The 21,694-nt window shown below is 69.9% G+C and carries 14 protein-coding genes and 1 pseudogene; 9 read left to right on the forward strand and 6 right to left on the reverse strand.

Annotated features, from left to right (window positions below; genetic code table 11):
- Positions 1 to 69 precede the first annotated feature (69 nt).
- Together OHO83_RS43095 and OHO83_RS43100 are read left to right on the forward strand one after the other, a co-directional pair.
- On the forward strand, positions 70 to 3,426 hold the full coding sequence (locus OHO83_RS43095) for an outer membrane protein assembly factor BamB family protein (RefSeq protein ID WP_330280650.1): 3,357 nt from the start codon (positions 70 to 72) through the stop codon (positions 3,424 to 3,426).
- A 14-nt stretch (positions 3,427 to 3,440) separates the two neighbouring features.
- Positions 3,441 to 4,724, forward strand: a complete 1,284-nt coding sequence (locus OHO83_RS43100; protein ID WP_266680748.1) for a hypothetical protein — start codon at positions 3,441 to 3,443, stop codon at positions 4,722 to 4,724.
- Positions 4,725 to 4,999: 275 nt separating this feature from the next.
- On the opposite strand, the gene OHO83_RS43105 is transcribed toward OHO83_RS43100, so the two are convergent.
- Positions 5,000 to 5,827 carry a class I SAM-dependent methyltransferase gene (locus tag OHO83_RS43105; protein WP_266680750.1) on the reverse strand — a complete coding sequence of 276 codons (828 nt, stop codon included), beginning with the start codon at positions 5,825 to 5,827 and terminating at the stop codon, positions 5,000 to 5,002.
- 466 nt (positions 5,828 to 6,293) lie between these two features.
- Positions 6,294 to 7,475 (reverse strand): annotated as a pseudogene (locus OHO83_RS43110) (glycoside hydrolase family 3 C-terminal domain-containing protein); the annotation flags it as partial.
- Positions 7,476 to 7,669: 194 nt separating this feature from the next.
- On the opposite strand from OHO83_RS43110, the gene OHO83_RS43115 reads away from it, so the two are divergent.
- Positions 7,670 to 8,842 carry an RNA-guided endonuclease InsQ/TnpB family protein gene (locus OHO83_RS43115; RefSeq protein ID WP_330280651.1) on the forward strand — a complete coding sequence of 391 codons (1,173 nt, stop codon included), beginning with the start codon at positions 7,670 to 7,672 and terminating at the stop codon, positions 8,840 to 8,842.
- A 60-nt stretch (positions 8,843 to 8,902) separates the two neighbouring features.
- Here OHO83_RS43115 and OHO83_RS43120 read toward each other — a convergent pair whose 3' ends face one another.
- A complete protein-coding gene (locus tag OHO83_RS43120) occupies positions 8,903 to 9,163 on the reverse strand; it encodes a glycoside hydrolase family 3 N-terminal domain-containing protein (RefSeq protein WP_323187151.1) in 261 nt (86 codons plus the stop codon).
- 537 nt (positions 9,164 to 9,700) lie between these two features.
- Entirely contained in the window at positions 9,701 to 10,591 is an 891-nt protein-coding gene (locus OHO83_RS43125; protein ID WP_266680754.1) for a MurR/RpiR family transcriptional regulator, read from the reverse strand.
- A 137-nt stretch (positions 10,592 to 10,728) separates the two neighbouring features.
- On the opposite strand from OHO83_RS43125, the gene OHO83_RS43130 reads away from it, so the two are divergent.
- From OHO83_RS43130 to OHO83_RS43155, 6 genes are read left to right on the forward strand one after another with little or no spacing between them, the layout of a single operon-like run.
- Positions 10,729 to 11,913 (forward strand): C45 family autoproteolytic acyltransferase/hydolase, encoded by a 1,185-nt coding sequence (locus tag OHO83_RS43130; protein ID WP_266680756.1) that lies wholly within the window; start codon positions 10,729 to 10,731, stop codon positions 11,911 to 11,913.
- 13 nt (positions 11,914 to 11,926) lie between these two features.
- Positions 11,927 to 13,585, forward strand: a complete 1,659-nt coding sequence (locus OHO83_RS43135) for an ABC transporter substrate-binding protein (protein ID WP_330280652.1) — start codon at positions 11,927 to 11,929, stop codon at positions 13,583 to 13,585.
- Between the two features lie 6 nt (positions 13,586 to 13,591).
- Complete coding sequence (locus tag OHO83_RS43140) at positions 13,592 to 14,539, forward strand: ABC transporter permease (RefSeq protein ID WP_330280653.1); 948 nt, start codon at positions 13,592 to 13,594, stop codon at positions 14,537 to 14,539.
- Positions 14,536 to 15,387, forward strand: coding sequence for an ABC transporter permease (locus OHO83_RS43145; RefSeq protein WP_266680762.1), 852 nt, complete (start codon positions 14,536 to 14,538; stop codon positions 15,385 to 15,387). Before OHO83_RS43140 ends, OHO83_RS43145 begins: the two co-directional genes overlap by 4 nt.
- Positions 15,388 to 15,389: 2 nt before the next feature.
- Complete coding sequence (locus OHO83_RS43150) at positions 15,390 to 16,361, forward strand: ABC transporter ATP-binding protein (protein WP_330280654.1); 972 nt, start codon at positions 15,390 to 15,392, stop codon at positions 16,359 to 16,361.
- 13 nt (positions 16,362 to 16,374) lie between these two features.
- The gene (locus tag OHO83_RS43155; protein WP_330280655.1) at positions 16,375 to 17,202 is read left to right on the forward strand and encodes an ABC transporter ATP-binding protein; all 828 of its coding nucleotides are present in this window, start codon (positions 16,375 to 16,377) and stop codon (positions 17,200 to 17,202) included.
- A 100-nt stretch (positions 17,203 to 17,302) separates the two neighbouring features.
- Here the strand turns inward: OHO83_RS43155 and OHO83_RS43160 are convergent, their stop codons facing one another.
- On the reverse strand, positions 17,303 to 20,335 hold the full coding sequence (locus OHO83_RS43160; protein ID WP_330280656.1) for a family 16 glycoside hydrolase: 3,033 nt from the start codon (positions 20,333 to 20,335) through the stop codon (positions 17,303 to 17,305).
- A gap of 528 nt (positions 20,336 to 20,863) precedes the next feature.
- Positions 20,864 to 21,376 (reverse strand): DinB family protein, encoded by a 513-nt coding sequence (locus OHO83_RS43165; protein ID WP_266680770.1) that lies wholly within the window; start codon positions 21,374 to 21,376, stop codon positions 20,864 to 20,866.
- Positions 21,377 to 21,694: the final 318 nt, after the last annotated feature.

Here is a 21,694-nt window from a genome sequence, read left to right on the forward strand (position 1 = left end):
GCGGACCACTCGGTTAAGGGCGCTCGATCTTGGCTCTGATCTGACGAATTCTGATTAGTCTCCGCTGCTATGAAACATATACGCGCAGCGGGCGGGCTCTGCCTCGCACTGCTGTTCCTCGTGCTGGGCGCCGGCGCCCAGCCTGCCGTGGCGCATGTCTCGCGAGAGCATGCCGAACTCGTCGTCTCCACCGGTGTCAACGTGACCAGCGGCCGTCTCATCGTGCACCGGGATGTGGTGTCCGCCGCCGCTGCCGGGGCCTGGGCATCCAAGGTGCTGCCCGCCAAGTGTCCGGCCACCGGCTCGGGTGTGCCCGGGGACGACGGTGGGGTTCCCGGCGGTGTCGTGATCGAAATGGCGTGGAGCTGCCGTCTCGACGCGCTCGACCTGAGCACTCTGCTGAAGAAGGGCGGACTGAGCCAGGTCGTCGTCGAATTCGACGGCACCGCGGTCGACGGCTCCGCGGCCACACCCCTCGTGGACGCCAAGGGCGCACACGCCCCTCCGGAGTTCCCCTGGCTCGCGGTCGCACTCATGGCGACGGGCGGTGTAGCGCTCGTACTCGCCGCCCGCTCACTGCCGTCACTGTTCCGTGGCCTGCGTACAGGCCGCCGTCTCCGCATCGTGACCGCCGCAGCCGTGTCCCTGTCCTGTCTCGCGCCCCAGGCCGCGTTCGCCGACGACGCGGCACTGCCCACCGTCACCGTGAAGGGCACCGTTTTCAGGGACGGCAACGCCAACGGCAAGCGGGACAAGGGCGAGCGGGTCATGCCCGGCGTCGATGTCACCGACGGTGCCGCGTGGACGACGACCCGCGCCGACGGCTCGTACACCCTGGAAATCGATCCGTCGCGACGCGAGACGGATCTGGTCAGCATCGTCTCGCCCGACGGATACACCCCGGCCCTGCGCAAGGACTACATCCCGCAGTTCTTCCACAAGGTCCCCGAGACCGGTGGCAGTGGCGTCGACTTCGCGCTCGTACCGGACCGCAACGCGTCTCGGCCCACCGAGAAGTGGGTGATGAACTCCGACCCCGAGGTGGGCAACCGGACCGATGCCGAGGCCCGTACGGCACTGCCCCAGTGGACCGGACAGGTGCGGGCGATGTCGGAGGTCGACGGCGCGACGATGCAGATCGCGACCGGAGACCTGACCGTCACGGACTACGCGGAGGAGCCGCGTCGTCAGGGTGCGTACGACCTGTTCAGCAAGGGACTTGAGGAGGGGCGGCTCGGGCACCCCTTCTACCCCGTGATGGGCAACCACGACGTCGGCGGCACGGCCACGTCCAAGGGCTATGCGGGCAGTCTGGAGTACTACCGTCGCAACCTCGCACCCGAGTGGTACAGCTTCGACCGGAACGGTCGCCACGTCGTGGTGCTGGAGGACAACTACGACGCGAGCGGGCTCGCACCTCAGCTGGAATGGCTGCGCAGGGACCTGGCCCAGCACGCGGTCGGCAAGCAGGTGTTGGTCTTCGCGCACCGCTCGCTGTTCACCCAGTGGGGCCCCGGCGCGGGCATGCAGCCGACCGTCGACGAGTTGGCCAAATACGACGTGCGGATGGTCGCGGCCGGGCACAACCAGCAGGCGGAGTTCCGGCGCGGCGCCTTCAAGCGGGCGGTCGAGATCAACAATCAGGGCACGTACGGCATCGACGGAGCCCACCCCGACTACAAGGTGCTCGACTTCAGCGGGATCACCGACGATCCGCGCACGAGCCGGAACGAGGACACCGGTCATGTGAGCGGCATCCACCGGCAGTTCGACATCGATGACGACTCCGCTCTGGTGAGCCCCGGGCAGGGCAGCGTCCACGGCACGACGGCCGGGGTGCCCGTCGAGGTGTACGCGGAGGACGACGGCCGCACCCCCGCGAAGGCCGCGCTGACCGTGCGGGACGGCCGGGGCCATGTCGTGAGGCGGGCGAACGAGCGATTCGGCACGGGTGCCGCCGAGCCCGGCATCCGGAACTGCTACATACCGCCCGGTGGCGAGGCCGAGCCCTGCCCCGCCGAACGTGGGGCGTGGACCCGAGCGAGCGGCACGCCGCTGCGCGGGCTGCGGCCCGGCACCTACACCGCCGAGGCGACGGCGTACGACACCAAGGGCAAGGCGTTCCCGGTGCAGAAGAGCACCTTCGACGTCGTCCCCGACTCCGAGCTGCCCAAGCCGAAGACCGGGCAGGACTGGCTGAGGCAGGGTGGTGATGAGGCAGGACGTTCCGCGAGCGGCGACAATCCGGGCGGCCGGCTCGACCTCAAGTGGACCCGGCACACCGGCGAGCAGTTCAATCTGAACGGCTCGGTGATCGCGGACGGCAGACTGATCGTCTCCTCCCGCGCCTTCGACTCGCCGTACAGCATGATGCTCGCGTACGACATCGCGTCCGGCCGGGAACTGTGGCGTACCTACCTGGACGGGGACGCCGAATCGGCGCCGACCCTGCACGGGGGACGGGTCTACCTGACGACCGGCGTCGGACGGATCTATGCCCTGGACGCGAAGGACGGGCATGTCGCCTGGGAGTCGATCGACCGTGAGGAGACCCACGGCGACACCGTGCGCCGCTACGGCCGCGCGGGCGGACCGGTGAGCGTCTTCGGTCTCACCGGCCAGGACCGTACTGTCGCCGTCTACCAGGACGCGAACATGATCCGCTGCCGGGACGCCAAGACCGGTGTTCTGGCGCGGGGCGGCTTCGAGGCCGCGTTCTCCTGGGGCCAGGCGCACAGCACCGCCATCCGTCGGCCCGGCTCCGACACGGCCTATCTGCACTCCATGTCGAGCAACACCGTCATCGCGATGGACCTCGTGAAATGCACCCAGCTGTGGGCGAAGGACACCGCGGGAGACATCGACAGCCACTCCTCGCCGGTGCTGACGCAGCCCGCGTCGGGCCCGGCGAAGCTGGTGACGTTCACGGCGTACGGCGTCCGCGGGCACGACCCGGAGACGGGCGCGGTGACCTGGGAGTCCAAGGTGGGCGGCGGCAGCGTCTGCGAGTCCGGCCGGGCCCCGCTCACCAGCCCCGCCGCATGGGGCGACATCGCCTATGTCGCTGGCCGTGACGGTGTGGTGCGCGCCTACGACACAAGTGCATCCGATCCGTCGAAGCCGCTGTGGGAGACCAAGGCCGGCTATCTGCCGGGCAAGAGCCCGCTGGACGACCCCTGGCGGGTCGCGATGGGCTGCTCGACCGGCGCAGGATCACCCACGATGCACCCTCTGGTGACGAAGTCCTCGGTGTACGTGGGGACATGGGACGGTCGACTGCTTGTTCTCGACCGTTCCACCGGCAAGCAGCAGGCCGCGTACAACCTCGGCGGGGGAGTGGCTTCGGCGCTCTCCGTCAGCGGTGACTGGGTCTTCGCCCTCACGGACGACGGTACGGTCCACGCGCTGGCCGCGCCCCGGGACTGAGAGGAAGCTCCATCGTGCCATCACTCCGCACCGGGGTGCTGCTCCTGCTGGCCGCCGTCCCCGTGCTGCTCTTCGGCAGCGCGGGGACGGCGCAGGCGCACCCCTTCGGCACCCCGCCCGTGGTCAGGATCGAGGCGAGCGGACACGTCGTGGACGCGGCCTGGTCCGCGCAGAAGGACGACATCGCCGTCGTGAAGAAGCATTCTGGCGGTGACGTATCACGCTATCTGCGCTCACACATCGTCGTACGTCAGGACGGAGCCCCTTGCGGCTCGGCCAAGGCGGACGGGATGACGCTCCGCTTCGTCTGCCCCCGTCCGGTGGACCGCATCAGCCTGACGGTCACCGCGCTTACGGACGTCAACCCCGCCTACCGCACGCTTTCCGTGACATACGAGGGCGGCGGCGGACTGCACACGGTGAAGGAGCCAACGCGGGAAATCTTCCTCGTATCGAGCGAATCGGGTTCGGGCACCGGCTCGTCGGCTCCGGGCGGGGTGTGGACGACCGACCTGGCGTCTCTGCTGGACCATGGCGCGGCGTTTCCGACGGCCCTTCTCGTGGCTGCGGCCGTGGGCGCGCTCCATGCCTGTGCGCCCGGGCACGGCAAGTCGCTGGCTACCGGGTACCTCGTGGGTGGCCGGGGCCGGCCCCGCGATGCAATGTGGCTCGGCGGGGTCGTCGCTGTGATGCACACGCTCTCGGTGACGGTCCTGGCGGTCGGCTGGTGGTTGATGGCGAAACGCACACCGGACGTCGCGGCGCTCACGGGATGGCTGCAACTGATCGCGGCACTGGTGGTGTTGGGAGTGGGTGTGCGTCTGTTGCACACGCATCGACGCCACCGTAGGCAGGCCGATGAGCATGCGCAGGCGCATCACGAACGCGGGCACGGGGGGCGTGGTCACAGGCACGGCGGTGGTCGTGATCACGGGCACAGCCACCATATCCCCGACGCACCGTCCCTGCTCACGTGGCGGGGGCTCGTCCTGCTCGGCACGGCCGGCGGTCTACTGCCCTCTCCCTCTGCGTTTCTCGTCCTGCTGGCCGGGCTTCTTACCGGCAAGGTGGCTGTCGCCCTCGCGATGGTGGCTGCGTTCGGCGCCGGTATGGCCCTGACGCTCACCAGCGTCGGAGTGCTCGTGCTGCGCAGTCGTGACGCCCTGCTCGACCGCCTCCTGCGCTCACGGGCCCTGCGCACCTGGACTCTGAGGGTTCCGGTGTTCGCGGCCTCGGCAGTGGTGGTCGGCGGCACGGTGGCGTCAGCCCTGGCGGCGGGTCAACTCCTCTCTCCCTGAGGCCCGTTCGAGTGCCCCGTCCGGTTCGCTGCCGGGCGGGGCGCCCTCTCGCGCGGCAGCTCCCGACCTCGGCCAACTCCGAATCACGTCGTCGATCACGGTGGGGACGTCGTACGGGCCCCTGCGCACGCACTCCTCGTGCGGTGTCAGTCCGGAAGGCGAGCATCACGGCCATCCGCGTGCCGGCCTCGTCGATTCCGGACGTGTCCGCGTCGTCGAGGAGTCGTGCCGGGGTCCGTGGGCAGGCACTGCTCCGGGTCGTCAGTGGCGGAGAGTCATCGCGGACCCTCCTGAGGTCTCCATCCCCAGGCCGTGAGCATGCCGGCCGACAGCGCGGCGCAATCGTCGGAGCCCAGGTAGCGCACCGCGGCGTCGACGGCGGCGTCATCGACCAGACCGGTGGCGAGCATCGCGGCTCTGCTGCGTTCCCACGTGTCCGCCCAGAAGCGGCTGATGGGGCTGCCCGGCAGCAGCGGCGGCACATGGATCTCGGCGGCGACGTCCGCGAGCCCCGCCCCGCGCAGCAGCTGCGGGTACGACGGTACCCAGGAGACATCGGTGCCGATGGTGGCCCGCAGCCCTTGCCACATGGCCCGCATCGCCACGTTGTACGGCGTGTCGGGTGTCCGGTCACTCGTCAGGTCGACCGCGTCGCTGAGCACCAGCACACCGCCGGGCGCGACGAGTTCGGCCAGGGCCGTGATCAAGCGGTCGTGCTCGGGCAGGTGCATCAGCACGAAGCGCGCGTGGACGAGCCGGAAGCGGCCGGGGGCGAAGTCCGGGGCAGTGACGTCCGCTTCCAGCACGTCGAGCCCGGGCACGGGCCGTGCGCCGAGAAAGCGCACGTCACGGTCCACGGCAAGGACACTTTCCACCCCGGCCTCGTCCAGCAGCCGGCGGGACACCGTGCCCGTGCCTGCACCGATGTCGAGGCAGCGCCACCCCGGGCCGGCCCCGAGTCCCCGCAGTCGCGCCATGGTGATGTCGTCGTAGGTGAGGGCGCCGAAGTCGATGCGCTCGGCCTCGCCGGCCTGTTCGGGACGGAAGACGGCCTCGCCGTAGCGACTGCCGTCCGGCATGTCCCCGCGCGGAGCGGCGCTCATGCCGCGGTCGTGGGTGAGACGCCGAGGGTGTCGTCCTCGATGTGTTCCCGTGCCTGGTCGGCGAGCGACTGGAACGGCGGGGCGTCGAACGGTTTCATGGCCGGACCTCTTCATCGGTGGCGCGGTGCCGGGCGACCGTCCCGAGGTCGCCGCCCCACCGATCCTCCACCGACGGCCGCCGACGCGGTCGAGGCGCGCCGGGCCGCCTGAGCCAACCGGTCCAAGGGACGCCGAACAGGAAGCAGCCGGGGGCGTTCGTCCGCTGACCGCGACGGCACGCTCCGCTGACCGCGACGGCACGCTCCGCTTTGAGTGAGGGCTGCTCGGCACTCCCGCACGCTGCCGCGGCGCCGAGGCCTGATAGGGGCCCGGCGCCAAGGCGGGCGATCCGGACGCGATGCGTCCGCGCGGACACCGGACGCGGGACGCGGCGGCGGCCCCGGAAGGCCACCACCGCGCCGAGGCGTCAGTCCCGCACCACCCGCAATGTGGCCCGGTCCTCCGTCTCCGAGCTCGTGCCCGTGTAGAGGTCGAAGCGGCCGGGTTCGACGGTGAAGGTTCCGGCCCGGTCGTTCGTCCAGAAGCCCAGGTCGTCGGTGCCGAGGTGGAAGGTGACCGTGGTGGAGGCGCCGGGGGCGAGGGTGACGCGTTCGAAGCCGCGCAGTCTGCGGACCGGCTGGGCGATGCTCGCCGCGGCGTCGTGGACGTACAGCTGGACGACCTCGTCGCCGATGCAGTCACCGGTGTTGGTGAGGGTGACCGTGACCTCGACCGTCGCGCCCTCGTCCAGGAGTGGGGTCGTGCTGATGGTCTCCCGGCTCAGGCGGGGTCCCGAGACGCTGAAGGAGGTGTAGCTCAGGCCGTGCCCGAAGGGAAGCCGCGGGCCCTGAGGAAGGTCCAGGTAGCGCGAACGGAAGTGTTCGTCCGGTGTCTGCGGGTCGTAGGGGCGGCCGGTGCTCTCGTGGTTGTAGTAGATGGGGACCTGACCCACCGAGCGCGGGAAGGTGACCGGGAGCTTGCCGCCGGGGTTCACCCGGCCGAAGAGCACGTCGGCCACCGCGTGGCCGGCCTCGATACCGGGGTGCCACGCCTCGAGGACAGCCGGCGCCGTGTCCAGCCAGGCGCCGAGGGCGAGAGGCCGTCCGTTGAACAGGACCACCGCGTACGGCTTCCCGGTCGCGGCGACGGCCTCGATGAGTTCCTCCTGGCCGGCCGGGAGGCCGATGTCGCTGCGCGAGCAGGCCTCGCCACTCAGCCGGGACTCCTCACCGACCACGATCACCGTGAGGTCCGCGGCCGAGGCCGAGGCCGCGGCCACCGCCTCGTCGACGTCCCCGTCCGCGTGCGTGACCGTGACGTCGGGGGCCGCCGCCCGTATGCCGTCGAGCACGCTCACCGTCGGAAACCGGTGCGCGCCCGGACCGCCCCACGTGCCGTGCAGATCGGCCGAGTCGGCGAGCGGGCCGACCACCGCGAGCGAGCCCGTGCCCACAGGGCGGAGCGGGAGCAGCTCCCATTCGTTCCTCAGGAGCACCATCGAGCGCGCCGCCACGGCCCGCGACGCCGCCCGCGCCTCGCGCGTCGGCCCGGTGATCTCCGCGGACTCGTCGGCGTAGGGGTTCTCGAACAGGCCCAGTGCGAACTTCAGCGGATTCTTGCGGGGAACCCAGGGCGTTCCCGCCCGGAAGGAATCGTATCCACGGGGTATGACGCGGGGGCGGCTGGGAGGTGTTCCGGCGGAGCAGGGTTTGGGGCGGGGCGGGCGGGGCGGGTGTCGCTCGTTCGGGTGGGATGGGGCGAACGTGTGGTGGGTTTTCGTGCGGGTGTATAGGTTCGTTGATCGTGAAGCTGGTGGTGCGGGTGAAGCTGCTGCCGACGCCCGTACAGGCGGCGGCACTTGAGGCGACCCTGCATGCGTGCAACGAGGCCGCCACATGGGCTGCGTCCCTCGCGTTCGAGAAGGAGGCGCGACGTCCGCTGGAGCTCCGCAAGCACACCTATGCCGAGATCCGCCTCCGGTGGGGACTGGGCGCACAGGCCGCCCAGCACGCCATCAAGAAGACCTGTGACGCCTACACGACCCTGAAGGCGAACCTGCGGGCGGGACGTTACGGGCGGCCCGGTTCCAGGCGGCACACTCGCGCCGGGGGCAAGCCGGTGGTCTTCCGGCCGGATGCCGCGCAGCCTTACGACGACCGGATGCTTTCCTGGCAGCACCAGGCGCGCACGGTATCGATCTGGACCACCGCCGGACGCCTGAAGAACGTCGCGTTCACCGGGCAGGCCGGGCAACTCGAGGTCCTGGCCGCGCACCGAAAGGGCGAGTCCGACCTGGTGTGCCAGGGCGGGAAGTGGTTCCTGATCGCGACCTGCGACATCGACGAAGCGACCCCGAACACTCACCCGGCTGGCTTCCTCGGCGTCGACCTGGGCATCGTGAACATCGCGGTCACCTCCGACGGGGCACGGCACTGCGGTCGCCGCGTCAACCGCAAGCGGGAACAGGACCGCACACTGCGGTCCAAGCTGCAGAAGAAGAACACCAAGTCCGCCAAACGGCGGGCGAAGAAGCACGCCGGCAAGGAAGCCCGGCGCGCCAAGGACATCAACCACAAAATCTCGAAGCGGATCGTGGCGGAGGCTGAACGCACCGGTCGCGGGATCGCCCTGGAACAACTCACGGGCATCCGCGAGCGGGCACGGCTGAGAAAGCCCCAACGCACCACGCTCCACTCCTGGCCCTTCGCCCAACTCGGCTCCTTCATCGCCTACAAGGCGAAGAAGACCGGAGTGCCGGTCGTGTACGTCGATCCGGCCTACACCAGCCAGGAATGCTCGCAGTGCCACCACACCGCACGCGGCAACCGGCCCTCCCAGGCCATTTTCTCGTGCCGGGTCTGCGGATTCGTTGATCACGCAGACCACAACGCGTCCCACAACATCCGCCAACGCGGCTGGATGGCGTGGGTCTGCGGGGCCCAGTCAACGGCCCCTGAACTCACCCTCATCGCGTGAGTCCTGGACGCAGCCGAACCCATCACAGCCAGTGATGACTCGAGCAGCAAGCCCGGTCGTTCACGACTCGTTCACGACCGGGTAGTTGACTTGAAGGATGCGCGCCACCGCGTCGTACACTCGGTCCATCGCGATGCGGCCCTGCGCGAGTAGTTCCGTGCCGTGGTTGACGACATGGGTGGAGACCATCTCCATGTCCAGACCCGCATTGAGGGCGAGGCGTACCGCGTCCGCGCCGTCCTCCGCGTAGCCGTGGGCGATGAGTTCAGCGACGCCGGTGTAGTCGTTGACGACGCAGCGTCGGCGCCGTCGAAGCCCCACTCGGTCTTCAGGACGTCGTTCATGGTGTGCGGATTGCCGTGGGCCGGAACGGTAAGAGGAGTTGTGACGGCTGCGCGACGATGCGCTGCGCAGTCGCCGATCAGGAAGACATGTCGTGAAACAGGAACTCGAGTTCCTTGCGGGAGGCGCTGTGCCGTGGCGGGAAACCGCACAGCTGGGCACCGAGGAGAAGGTGCGCGGGACCCGGACGGTCCTGCCGTGCTGACCCGGCTCGTGCGATAACCGCCTGGTCCAGACACCGGCGCAGTTGGAGTGATCACTCACGACTTCGTCGAGGAGGGGCACCTGCTGGACGGCGACCGGGTCGACCTCACGCTGGGGCAGACGTTCGGGCCCGGGGCCACGATGTGAGGTGGCGGCCCGGCGCGCGCCGCCACGGTCCCTGTCGCGCTCCGGCCGGCTGCACGCTGCTCGGAATCCGGGACCGCGCCTGATCGGCTTGCGGACGCCGTACGGCGCGGGGCCTGGCGACACCGGCTCCGGTCGGCCGGGCGTCGGCCGGAGAGTGCGTACCGGTCAACCCCGCCGTTTCGGTCGCAGCAGTTGTTCCCGTAGTGCCGTGAGCTGGTGGGAGGAGTCCACCGCGCGGGACTCGTCGAGGGTGGCGAGCGCGAGCAGGAGTGCGTCGGCGACGAGGAGGCCGGTCAGTGACTCCGCCGTGATGCCGGTCGGGGTGTGCGGCGCCGTCAGGACCGCCTCGACCTGGTCCTCGTAAGTCTCGCCCAGTTCGTCCGTCACCAGGACGACCTTGGCGCCGACCGCGCGGGCCCGTTCCATCATCACGGTGAGTTCGACGAGTTGGCGGCCGGGCTGGAAGATGACCACCGCGTCGCCCTGCCCGAGGGCGAGGAGCTGGTCGGCGAGGGCGAAGCCGGTCTCGGAGACGAATCGGGCCCGGCGGCCGATGCGGCCGAGTGCGAGGGCCAGGTGGCGGGCGCCCGGTTCCGAGGCGGCGATTCCGTAGCAGAACACCTCGCGCGCCTCGGCGAGTGCGGTCACCGCGCGCTTGAGGGAGTCCGGCTCGGTGAGGCGCTGGGCCTGGTCGATGCGCTCGCGGGCCTCGTCGAACACGTCGGTCCAGATGGAGGCGAGGTCCCGGCCCACGTGAGCGATGCGCTGCTTGAGGCGGACCTCTGGGGCGACGGCGTGGGTGAAGTCGTTGGCCAGCTCGCGCTTGAGGGCGGGCAGACCCGCGTAGCCGAGGCGCTGGAGTGCCCGGACGACGGTGGCGTTACTGGTGGAGCTCGCCGTACCCAGCTCCTGCGCGCTGGCGAAGAGCAGCTGTTCGACGGGAGCGCCGGCCAGGTACTGGGCCACGGCACGCTCAGAGGTGGACAGTTCCTCCCATTGGTCGCGAATCGCCGCCCGGAGTCGCGTCGCGCCGGTCCCGTCCTCTGTAATTTCCATTACGACCATTGACTTCCGTGTGGTTGGCGTTACTGTCCTGGGCAGAACGTTCCAAGTGGAGCTCCTTCTGAAATCGACGTTACAGGATCCTTCGTTCCTCCGCCGTCGTTCGGGAGCGCTCCGTCGCGAGGAGAACAATGACACCCCGTCCCACGGAAACCGCCCCCACCCGGGCCCTTCCGGTCATCGAGATCTCCGGCAGCCCGCTCGACCGGGGCCGGCAGTACGGTGAGGCCGTGCGGCCCCAACTGCACGCCGCCCTCAGCTACTACGAGGAGGCCTTCGGCCAGTCCGCCGGACTGACCTGGGACCGCGTCACCGCCCGCGCCGCCCGCTGGCTGGAACCGGTGCGCGACTACGCACCCCATCTGGTCGACGAGATGCAGGGCATCGCGGACGGCGCGGGAGTCGGCCTGCTCGACGTCCTCGCCCTGAACGCACGGGGCGAGGTCATCTACGACAAGTCCTTCGCGCAGATGGAGGCCGACGGTAGGGCGGCCGAGGAGGAGCCCGCCGAGGGCTGCACCTCCTTCGCCGCCTACGGTGAGGCCAGCGGCGACGGGCACGTCTACGCCGGGCAGAACTGGGACTGGCGCGCCGGGGTCGCGGACACCGTCGTCATGATCCGGATCGTCCAGCCCCCCAAACCCACTCTGATCATGCAGGTTGAGGCCGGCCAGATCGGCCGCCAGGGCGCCAACTCCGCCGGGATCGCCTTCAACGCCAACGGCCTCGGCGGCCGCTTCGACGACGCGATCGGACTGCTCCAGACCGTCGTGCGCCGCAGTGTCCTCGACCAGAGCAACATCACCGACGCCCTTGACGTGCTCTGCCGCACCCGTGCCCACATCGCCAGCAACGCCCTGCTGACCTGCCGTGAGGGCTTCGCCATCGACCTGGAGACCACGCCCGCGGGACACGGCTGGATGTATCCGACCGAGGGCCTGCTGGTGCACGGCAACCACTACCAGGCAGGCGTCCCCGCCCAGTTGGCCGCCGCCGGCTACCGGCCCATGTCGTCCGACTCCCTGGTCCGCGTGCCGCGCGCCGAGCAGGGTCTCAGGGCGTTGCGCGGCTCCACGGGGCCCGACGAATCCCGCAAGATCATCCGCCACGCCATGTCGGATCACCTCGGTCTCCCTGAGTCCCTGTGCACCCACCCGGACCCCCGGCAGCCGGCCGTCAAGCACTGGACCACGCTCGTCTCCTCCCTGGCCGACCTGACGACCGGCGACTACCACGTGACTGCCGGAACCCCCTGCGACCGCGAGTACCAGCACCTCCCCTGGAACCTCTACGACGGCCCGTTCGGCCAGAACTGACAGGAAATCAGCGATGACCCACACCAGTTCCAGAAGAAGGGCGGCCGTGGCCGCAGGCCTCGTCGTCGCGACGATCGCCACGGCCGCGGGCTGCAGCGGCGCCACCCGGAACACCGCGGGCGGCTCCGCGACCGCCGATGCCGCCAAGCTCACCCTCACCCCCACGACCACCGCCGCCAAGGGTGAACTGGCCAACGCCAACTGGCTCCTGGAGGACGAGCCGGACTCGCTCGACCTGGACACCCAGGGCACCAGCGCGGGCCGCGTCGTCCTCACCAACGTCTGCGAACGCCTCTACCAACTGCAGCCCGACATGTCGACCAAGCCCCTCCTGGCGGAGAAGGCGAAGACGCCGGACGACAAGACCCTCGTCCTCACCCTGCGTTCCGGCGTCACCTTCCACGACGGCACCCCGATGACCGCCGACGACGTGCTGTGGAGCCTGAAGCGGCACGCCGATCCCGACATGGAACAGGGCGACGAGTTCGGCAACATCGCCGCGATGAAGAAGACCGGCGCCCGCCAGGTCACGATCACCTTCAAGGCGCCGGACGCCATGTTCTTCAAGGCACTCGCGGGCGACGCGGGCATCGTGTGGAACAAGGAGCAGGTCGAGAAGGCCGGCAAGGACTTCGGCACCCCCGGACAGCCCGACGCCTGCACCGGGCCGTACGAGCTGAGCAGTTGGAAGTCCGGCGACTCCCTCACCATCCGCCGCTACGACTCCTACTGGGGCAGGAAGCCGCTGACGAAGCAGGTCACCTTCCGCTGGGCCGCCGACAGCGCCCTCGTCAACGCCCTGACGACCGGCGCGGCCGACGGCGCGTACGCCGAATCGCCCAACACCGCCGCCGCCCTCCAGGGCAAGAAGGGCATCGAGCAGCACTACGGCCCCTCGACCGCGTCGCTCGTCCTCATCCCCACCGAGCGCGGCGGACTGAAGGACGTCAAGGTCCGCCGGGCGCTGTCCCTCGCGCTCGACCGCAAGGGCATCGCCGCGTCCGGCTACGGCGGCATGGTCCAGCCCTGGGGCACCCCGGTCGGCTCCGGCGCCTGGGGCTACGAGAAGCCCGCTTTCGAAGCCGCCCAGAAGGCCGTCGACTACGCCCCCGCCAGCCCCTCCGCCGACGATCTCGCCAAGGCCAAGCACCTGGTGAAGGAGTCCGGGGCCGATGCCGCCACCCCGATCGTGATCGGTACGGACGCGAGCCAGGGCCGCACCGTCATCGCCAACGCCGTGCGCGCCGCCCTCCAGCGGATCGGCCTCAAGGGGCAGATCAAGACGGTCCCGACCTCGCAGTTCGAGCAGTTCTACAGCGACCCGCAGGCTCGCGCCGACATCGACGTCCTGGCCGGTGACTGGTACATCTCCAAGGCCGACCCGATGGGCTTCTACGACAACGCCCTGTCCGACTCCTCGAACAACTGGGTCGGCTTCAAGGACGCGGCGTACGACAGCGAGGTGAAGAAGGCACTCGCCACCCTCGACGACGCCGAGCGGGCCAGGCTCGCGGTCGACGTCCAGAAGAAGTTCACCGACGCCGCCGTGTGGATCTCCGTCGCCCAGGTCCCCTCCGTCCTCGTCCTCAACACGAAGCTCACCGGACCGCCCGCCTCCATGGCGTACCTCTACTACCCGTGGGCCGCCGAACTCGGCGCGAAGAAGGGCTGACCACCGATGCTTGCCCGGATCTCCCGGCGCCTCGCCGGACTGCTCGCCACCCTCGTCGCCGCCTCCTTCGTCATCTTCGCCGCCGTGTACGCGGCACCCGGCGATCCTGCCGTCTTCCTGGCCGGCGGCCGCGACAAGCTCACCCCCGAAAAGCTCGACCTGGTGCGCGCGCAGTACCACCTCGACGAGCCGCTCGTCGTGCAGTACGGGCGCTGGCTCGGCGACTGTCTCCACTTCGACCTCGGTCGCTCCTTCAAGTACGGCGACCAGGTCGCCGACCTGGTCGCAGCCCGCTTCCCGACGACACTCGCCCTCGTCGCCTACGCGACCGTGCTCTTCGTCGTCCTCGGCGTCGGCGCGGGAATCCTCGCCGCCGTGCGCCGCGGCACCTGGATCGACTCGGCGGTCGTCGGCGGCACGACACTCGCCGCGTCGGTGCCTTCGTTCGTCTCGGCCATCGCCCTGGTCGCCCTGTTCGGCGTGCAGCTGGGCTGGTTCCCGGTGTCCGGCAGCGGCGATGGCTTCGCCGGCGGCCTCCACCATCTGACCCTGCCCGCCCTCTCGCTCGCCCTGGGCGCGCTCGCCCTGATCAGCCGGGTCACGCGACAGTCGATGGTCGACGCGGGTGCCGCCGACCACGTGGAGGCCGCTCGTGCCTCCGGCATCCCCGAACGCGAGATCGTGCTCCGGCACGTCCTGCGCAACGCGCTCGGCCCGATCGTCACCATGTGCGGTCTCGTCATGGCGGGCATGCTCGCCGGCACCGTCGTCGTCGAGACGGCGTTCGGGATCAGCGGCGTCGGATCACTGCTCGTCGGCGCGATCAACACCCATGACTTCCCGGTCGCACAGGCCGTCCTCCTCCTCATGGTCACCGGCTACATCGTGGTCACCACCCTCGTCGACCTGGTCCACCCGCTGCTCGACCCGCGGGTGAAGGAGGCCGCAGCATGAGCGCCCAGACCCTCGCACCCATCGGCCTGGAACCCGCAAAGGAACGGCGCCCCTTCGGCGTCGTCGTCGCGGGCGGCGTGATGACCCTCGTCGTACTCGCCGCGGTCCTCGCCCCTCTGCTCGCCCCGTACGCACCCGACACCATCGACCTCTCGGCGTCCCTCGTCGGCACGAGCGGCGACCATCTCCTCGGGACCGACTCCTCCGGGCAGGACCTGCTCTCCCGAGTCCTGTACGGAGCCCGCACCAGCCTCATCGCCCCGATCCTGCTGCTGGCCATCGCGGCAGTCCTCGGCGTCACCCTCGGCACGCTCGCCGCCTGGCGCGGCGGCTGGGTGGACACCCTCGTCTCCCGCCTCACCGACGTCATGTACGCCTTCCCCGGGCTCCTGTTCACCGTCCTGATCATCGCTGTCTTCGGTTCCGGCATGACGACGTCCGTGCTGGCCCTCGGACTCGCGTACACCCCGACCGTCGCCAAGTACACCCGCTCTGTGGCGCTCGCCGAGCGCCGCAAGCCGTACATCGACGCCTACCGGGTCCTGGGCATGGGCGGCGCACGGATCTGCGCCCGCTTCCTCGTCCCGAACCTCGGCCGGTCCGTCGTCGGCTATCTGGTGGTCCTCTTCGGCGAGGCCCTGATGTCCCTGGCCACGCTCTCCTACCTGGGATTCGGCGCCCAGCCGCCCAGCTCCGACTGGGGACTGATGGTCCAGGAGGGGCAGGCCGCCGTCGTCCAGGGCGCACTCCTGCCCGCGCTGGTACCGGGCTTCGCCATCGCCCTCGTCGTGGTGTCCTTCAACGTCGTCGGGGTCTGGGCCGCCGACCGACTCGGCAGCAGGAAGTAGCCATGCTCCTCGACATCGACAACCTCACCCTGCAACTGCCCGGCACCGCCCGGCCCGTCCTCAACGGCGTCTCCCTCCAGGTGGCGAGCGGCGAAGTGGTCGGCCTGGTGGGCGAGTCCGGCTCGGGCAAGTCCACCACCGCCAAGGCGGCTCTGCGCACACTGCCCGACGGAACAGCCATATCCGGATCCGTACGCGTCGACGGTACGGACGTCCTCGCCCTGACCGGCGACGACCTGCGCCACCACCGCTCCCGTACGGTCGCCATGGTCCACCAGGACCCGCGCTCCGCCCTCAACCCGGTCCGCCGCGTCGGCGACTTCCTCGTCGAACGGCTGACGGGAACCGGCCTCGACAGGAAGACGGCCCGCACCCGGGCCGTCGAACTCCTCGGCACCGTCGGCCTCTCCGACCCCGAACGCCGGGCCCGCCAGCGCCCGCACGAACTGTCCGGAGGCATGCTCCAGCGGGTCGTCATCGCCGGCGCCCTCGCAGCCGAACCCAGGCTGCTGCTCGCGGACGAGGCGACCAGCGCCCTGGACGTCACCACCCAGGCGGAAATCCTCTCGCTCCTGCGCACCCTGCGCGCCGACCGGAGCCTCGGCCTCCTGTTCATCACGCACGACCTCCACCTCGCCGCCGCGTACTGCGACCGCGTGTACGTCATGTACGCGGGCAGAGTCGTCGAGCAACAGCCCGCCACCCAGCTCTTCGACCGGCCACGCCACCCCTATACGAAGGGACTGCTCGCCTGCTCGCCGACGCTTGGGGAGGGGCGACGGGACCTGCGCCCGATCCCCGGGCGCCCGCCGTCCCTCGCGGACACGTTCGGCGGCTGCGAGTTCGCGGACCGCTGTGCCGACGCGGAACCGGCGTGCTCGACCTGGTCGCCCGAGCCGTCACCCCTGTCCGACGGGGGCAGCGCGACCTGCCGCCGACTGCCCGAACCCCCGGCCCTGCCCCGACTCCACTGAAGAGGAGCGTCCGATGACCGCCGAAGTACCGCAGGACGCACCGCTGTTGGCGGTGGAAGGACTGCGCAAGACGTACGGCCTGCCGGGCGGAGGGCGTCTCACCGCAGCCGACAGCGTCACCTTCACCGTCCCGGCGGGCGGCTCGCTCGGCATCGTCGGCGAGTCCGGATCCGGCAAGACGACCGTCGCGCGCATGCTCGTGGGCCTCGTACGGCCCGACGCCGGCACCGTCTCCGTCTCCGGCCGGACCCGCACACCACGCACCCCGCGCGGCAGCCGGGCACGCCTCGCGCGGGCCCGCGAGATCCAGATGGTCTTCCAGGACCCGTACGTGTCCCTGGACCCCCGGCTCACGTCCCGCCAGTGCCTGACCACGGCCCTGCGCCTGCACGGCCGGGACGAGTCCCTCGCCGACGGACTCCTGGAACAAGTAGGCCTCGGCGCACGTGAGTCGGGAGCCCGGCCGCACGGCCTGTCCGGCGGCCAGCGCCAGCGGCTCGCCATCGCGCGGGCGCTGGCTGTCGACCCCGAGGTGCTGGTCCTCGACGAGGCGGTGGCCGCGCTCGACGTGTCGATCCAGGCACAGATCCTGCTCCTGCTCGAAGAGATCCGCCGCGACACCGGGGTCGCCCTGGTCTTCGTCAGCCATGACCTGGCGGTCGTCCAGCACATCACGGACGAGGTCGTGGTCATGCGCCGAGGCACCGTGGTCGAACAGGGTAGGACGGCCGACGTCCTGGCCGCTCCACGGGACCCGTACACGCGGCTGCTGCTCGCCTCGGTGCCGCGCGCGGGCTGGGATCCGGCGGATGCGGAGAGGGCGCGGGCGGCCACGGTGTGAACGTCGTGATCGGCCGCGCCCGTCCGGGGCGGCGGCCGGCCAACTGCCGACGGCCCGGTGCACCGGACCGTCGGCAGAGTGCCACGGGGAAGCAATCGCGTCAGGACAGCGGCTCCACCCACACATCCCGGAATCGCACCTTGTTCCCGTGGTCCTGGAGCCGGATCGCCCCCGCTGCCGCGGACTCCGGGTCGCCCGCGCCCGTCGGGCCGTCGACCGCCACGTTGTCGTGGACCTTTTTGCCGTTCCACAACACCGTGACCCTGGCGTCGGACGTCTTCTTGCCGTCCGCGCCGAAGCGGGCCGCGCGGAACGTGATGTCATACGTCTGCCAAGTCTCCGGCGCTGTGGACGCGTTGAGGTCGGCGGCCTTCTTCTGGTAGATCGCCCCCGCCTCGTTGTTCGCGAGCTTCTCCACACCGAACGAGTCGAGGATCTGTACCTCGTAACGCTCCTGGAGATAGACCCCGCTGTTGCCCCGGTTCTGCCCGGTCACGTCGTCCGGCAGCTTCGGCACCCGGAATTCGACGTGCAGCCTGAAGTCCTGGAAGTGCTGCTTCGTGCGCAGGTCGCCGCAGCAGACCTCCATGGACTTCTCGGCGGTGTGCGGCCATTCCGCGCTGCGACCGTCGGAGTGCTGCCAGGCGGTGGAGATGCTCCCGCCGGAGAACAGGTCGATCCGGGCGCCGGGCCGGCGCACGTCGAGCGCGTCGAGATTCACATGACCGGTGTCACCGGACCCGACGGCGTACGTGATCGTGTTGCGGCCCTTGCGCAGTTCGAGCCGCTCGGTCTTGGTGGACCAGCGGTTCCACTCGCCCGTGGACGGCAGGCTCGTCTGCTTCGGTTCACCGCCGTTGACGATGACGCTGACGGTCTTGGTGCCGGGTGCGGGGTGCGGGCCGTTCGCGTAGCGCAGGCCGACGTCGTACGTGCCCTTCTGGTCGACCGTGACGCCGAAGGTCGCCTTCGCCCCCTGCTCGCCGAAGCCGTCGACGAAGCCTCCGCCGGTGTAGCCGGCGTGCTCAGTGTCGATGCCGGCACTGCCGGAGAGCTTCGCGGACTCGGCGTCGTAAGTGGTGACCGGCTCCTCGGGGCCAGGCTTGGCGTTCAGCGTGTACCAAGCCTCGGTCGACCACAGCTGCTCGCCCTCGGACGACGAGAACGGGCGGGGTGAGCGCACATGCACCACGCGGTCCGGCTTCAGGCCGGGGATGGTGAGCCGGACCTTGCGGCGGTCGTCGGAGAGCGTCGCCGACGTGACCGGCAGCGACTCCTCGTCGACCTTCGGTCCGCCGTACGCGGGTGCCGGCACATAGCGCCACTGCTCGACGGAGTACGCGCCCTTGGTCAGCTTGGTCGCCGTCTCCTCGGACAGGGGCTTGGTGTAGGTGAGTTCGAAGCCGTCGCGGGTGGCGCGCATCGTCTTGATGTCGAAGGCGGTCCGCCCGGTCGGCGTCAGCTTCTGCAGTCCGAAGCGGAGCTTGCCCTCCTGGCCCCAGTTGCCGTCGGCGCCGAGCCCGCCGGTGTAGATCGCGCCGTCGGGCCCGGTGCTGATCCGGGTGATGCCGGACTCGAGGCCCTGTGTGTGCCGGAACACCGCACCTTGGTACTCGCCGGCGACCTTCTCCAGGTCGGCCCGCTGGAGACCGCCGTAGGTCACGTCGCCGAAGACCATCTGTCCGGCGAACGGCCCCTTCTTCAACTGCATCGGCGTACTGGGTGAGTTGGCGATCTCGTTCTGCGGCAGCCAGAGCGCCGGCTTGGTGACGGGCTGGTCGTCGAAGGGACCGTCCGGGTTCATGTAGTGGTTGAAGAACCGGTCCTGCTTGATGTGCACCAGCTTGGACGCGGGCAGCCAACCGCCCTGGTTGTCCGCGACGAACAGATCGTCACCCGGGCCACGCCCGATCCCGTTCGGGGTACGCAGACCGCCGGCGAGGTAACTGACCTTGCCCGTCCTTTTGTTGACCTTGATGGTCGTGCCGCGGTTCGGCGCGGGCTGCGGATCCGTGCTCGCTCCGCCGTAGTTGATCGCGACCGAGAGATTCAGATAGAAGTCGCCCTTGTCGTAGAGCAGACCGAAGGCGAACTCGTGGAAGTTCCCGCCGTACGGCCACTCGGCGATCTTCCGTTTCCGGTCGACGACGTCGTCGCCGTCGGTGTCGTCGAGCTCGGTCAGCTGATGCTTCTCGGAGACGTACAGCTTCCCGTCCACGTACTTGATGCCCATCGGCTCCTTGAGCCCGTCGGCGATCTTCTTGTACGTGACCTTGTCGGGCCCGGTGTCCCCGGTGACGTGGTCGAGGAGGTACACCTCGCCCTTCGTCTCGGTGCTGCCGCCCCAGGTGGTGATCGCGAGGCGGTCGTCGGGAAGCCAGTCCATCGCGGAGACCTGCGGCTCGAAGCCTTCGGGCCGCAGATCGGTCAGCTTGTAACCGGGGTTGACCTCGGTCAGCGGCAGCCCGTCGCCGGGGGTGTCGTACGTCCCCTCGCACTCCTTGCGGCCGGGCGCCGTCACGCGTACGACACCGGCGTCCGTGCTCAGCACGGAGTTCGGCACGGTGGTGAACTCATCTGCTCCCGGCGGCTTCCACTGCAGGGTGACCTGTTGACCGCCGCCCGCGTCGAAGTGGTCGATGCGCAGCGACCGATAGCCGGCGTTCAGGGTGATCTCGCCGTCCTTGGGCTCGGCTCCGTGCAGCCCGTCGTGATCGATGACCTGCTGTTCGCCGAGGAAGAGCCGCGAACCGTCGTCACTGATCAGCCGGAATTTGTACGAGCCGGCCTCGGGCACGTTCAGATTGCCGATGATCTGCGAGACGAAGTTGTCGTTGAACCCGAAGCCTTCCGTGGAGGTCCAGTCGGCGGTGGGGATCAGCTTGTCGACATTCGGAGTCTGCGCGGGCTTGAGATCGCACAGCTTGCTCAGCGGTGACTGGATGTCGAAGACGCGCAGGGTCACCCCCGGTTCCTGCGGGGGCAGATCCGCGAACGGCCGCGGATCGTCATCGGCCGCGGACGGCGCCGGGGCGACCAGGCCGGCGCCGAGGAGAGCGGTGAGCAGCAGCCCGGTGGCTCTTCGGGCGCCGCGACGTCTGGAGCGGGACAAGTGCACGGGGCGTGGCGTCACTCTTCCTCCTGCGTGCTTCCGCTGTGGGTAACGCAGACTTCTGTGGTCGAGCGACGCTCAGCGTAGGGATGGGGTCGCGGAGCGTCCATGCTTTGTCCACAAAAAAGAGAAACGGAACGGGAGTTGGCCGAGACGCTGCCACTTGAACGCTCTCGCGTGACACTCTGCCGTAGGGGGCCGCCGTGTTCCCTGCGCCTCGTGTGTGCCGCACCATGCGGCCGTGTCGACCGGGAGCGTGCGGGGTCGGCCCGGCGTGCTGGACAGTGGCGGGGTGCTTTTTGCCGGGGTGCGGACCAGGGGGTCGCCGGGGCCACGGTGTAGACCGTGGGCGACGTCAGCTGCCGCGCTGGAGACGCGTACCGGCGACAGGGGCCCAAGGTGCCGCCGGAGTGATTGATCTGGTCGTGTCCGGCACCGGGCCATTGGTCGGTGCCGGACACCCTTTGGGCCTCGTCGAGTCGCGGGAGCCGGTTCGACCCCCTTCGCGGGCGCCTGCGGAGAGGGGGAGGCGGTGCGCCCGCTCCGGAGCTACACCCCGGTGGCGCCGTCGATCCGCTCCCGAAGCAGGTCGGCGTGGCCGTTGTGGCGGGCGTACTCCTCGATCATGTGGACGTAGATCCAGCGGAGGCTGACGGCCTGGTCCATGAAGCAGCCGGTGTCGGTCAGGGCGCGTTCGGTGCAGAGCTCGCGCGCTCGGGCCGTCTCCGTGTGCCAGGTAGCGAGGGCGTCCCCCAGGGTTGCGCCCTCAGCCAGCGCGAAGCCACCGTCGGGGGCGGACGGGTCGGCCTGCGGATCGTAGATGGGCGGGACCTGTTCCCCGGCGAACACTCGGCGGAACCAGTTCCGCTCCACCTCCGCCATGTGCTGGACGAGGCCCGTCAGGGTGAAGCCGGACGGTGGCACCGGCGCGACAGCGGCCTGCTCATCGTCCAGGCCCTCACACTTCATCGCCAGCGTGCTGCGGTGAAAGTCGAGCCAGCTCTCGAGCGTGATGCGCTCGTCGGCGTTCAGGGGCGGCATGGGGCGTTCGATGGCGCTCATCGGTCGATTATCGCCCGCAGTTGGCACTGGTGAAGGTGCTGGTGCCGGCGCCTTGGCCGAGAGTGGGCGGACAGGGTGGAGCCAGGCGGTGAGGGCGCCGGCCGTGGTCGTTGGTACCCACCGCATGCCGGGGAGCTTCTCAAGGATTGGATGCGACGCGGCCATTGACATCGACCGGGACCCGGGGCCAAGCTCCCCGAGACGGATGTTAACGATACCACGATCTTGGTCAGCAGCCTGAGGGAGCCGCCCCATGACAGGCCGTCACCCGCCCATCGGACCCGCTCGAACGTCCACCGGACGTACCTTCCCCAGCCG

The sequence above is a fragment of the Streptomyces sp. NBC_00569 genome (assembly GCF_036345255.1).
GTDB lineage: Bacteria > Actinomycetota > Actinomycetes > Streptomycetales > Streptomycetaceae > Streptomyces.

Coding starts and splice junctions, on each gene's coding strand:
- OHO83_RS43155 (WP_330280655.1), top strand. CDS start 16,375: ATGACCGCCGAAGTACCGCAGGACGCACCGCTGTTGGCGGTGGAAGGA.
- OHO83_RS43150 (WP_330280654.1), top strand. CDS start 15,390: ATGCTCCTCGACATCGACAACCTCACCCTGCAACTGCCCGGCACCGCC.
- OHO83_RS43095 (WP_330280650.1), top strand. CDS start 70: ATGAAACATATACGCGCAGCGGGCGGGCTCTGCCTCGCACTGCTGTTC.
- OHO83_RS43140 (WP_330280653.1), top strand. CDS start 13,592: ATGCTTGCCCGGATCTCCCGGCGCCTCGCCGGACTGCTCGCCACCCTC.
- OHO83_RS43130 (WP_266680756.1), top strand. CDS start 10,729: ATGACACCCCGTCCCACGGAAACCGCCCCCACCCGGGCCCTTCCGGTC.
- OHO83_RS43165 (WP_266680770.1), bottom strand. CDS start 21,376: ATGAGCGCCATCGAACGCCCCATGCCGCCCCTGAACGCCGACGAGCGC.
- OHO83_RS43105 (WP_266680750.1), bottom strand. CDS start 5,827: ATGAGCGCCGCTCCGCGCGGGGACATGCCGGACGGCAGTCGCTACGGC.
- OHO83_RS43135 (WP_330280652.1), top strand. CDS start 11,927: ATGACCCACACCAGTTCCAGAAGAAGGGCGGCCGTGGCCGCAGGCCTC.
- OHO83_RS43145 (WP_266680762.1), top strand. CDS start 14,536: ATGAGCGCCCAGACCCTCGCACCCATCGGCCTGGAACCCGCAAAGGAA.
- OHO83_RS43125 (WP_266680754.1), bottom strand. CDS start 10,591: ATGGAAATTACAGAGGACGGGACCGGCGCGACGCGACTCCGGGCGGCG.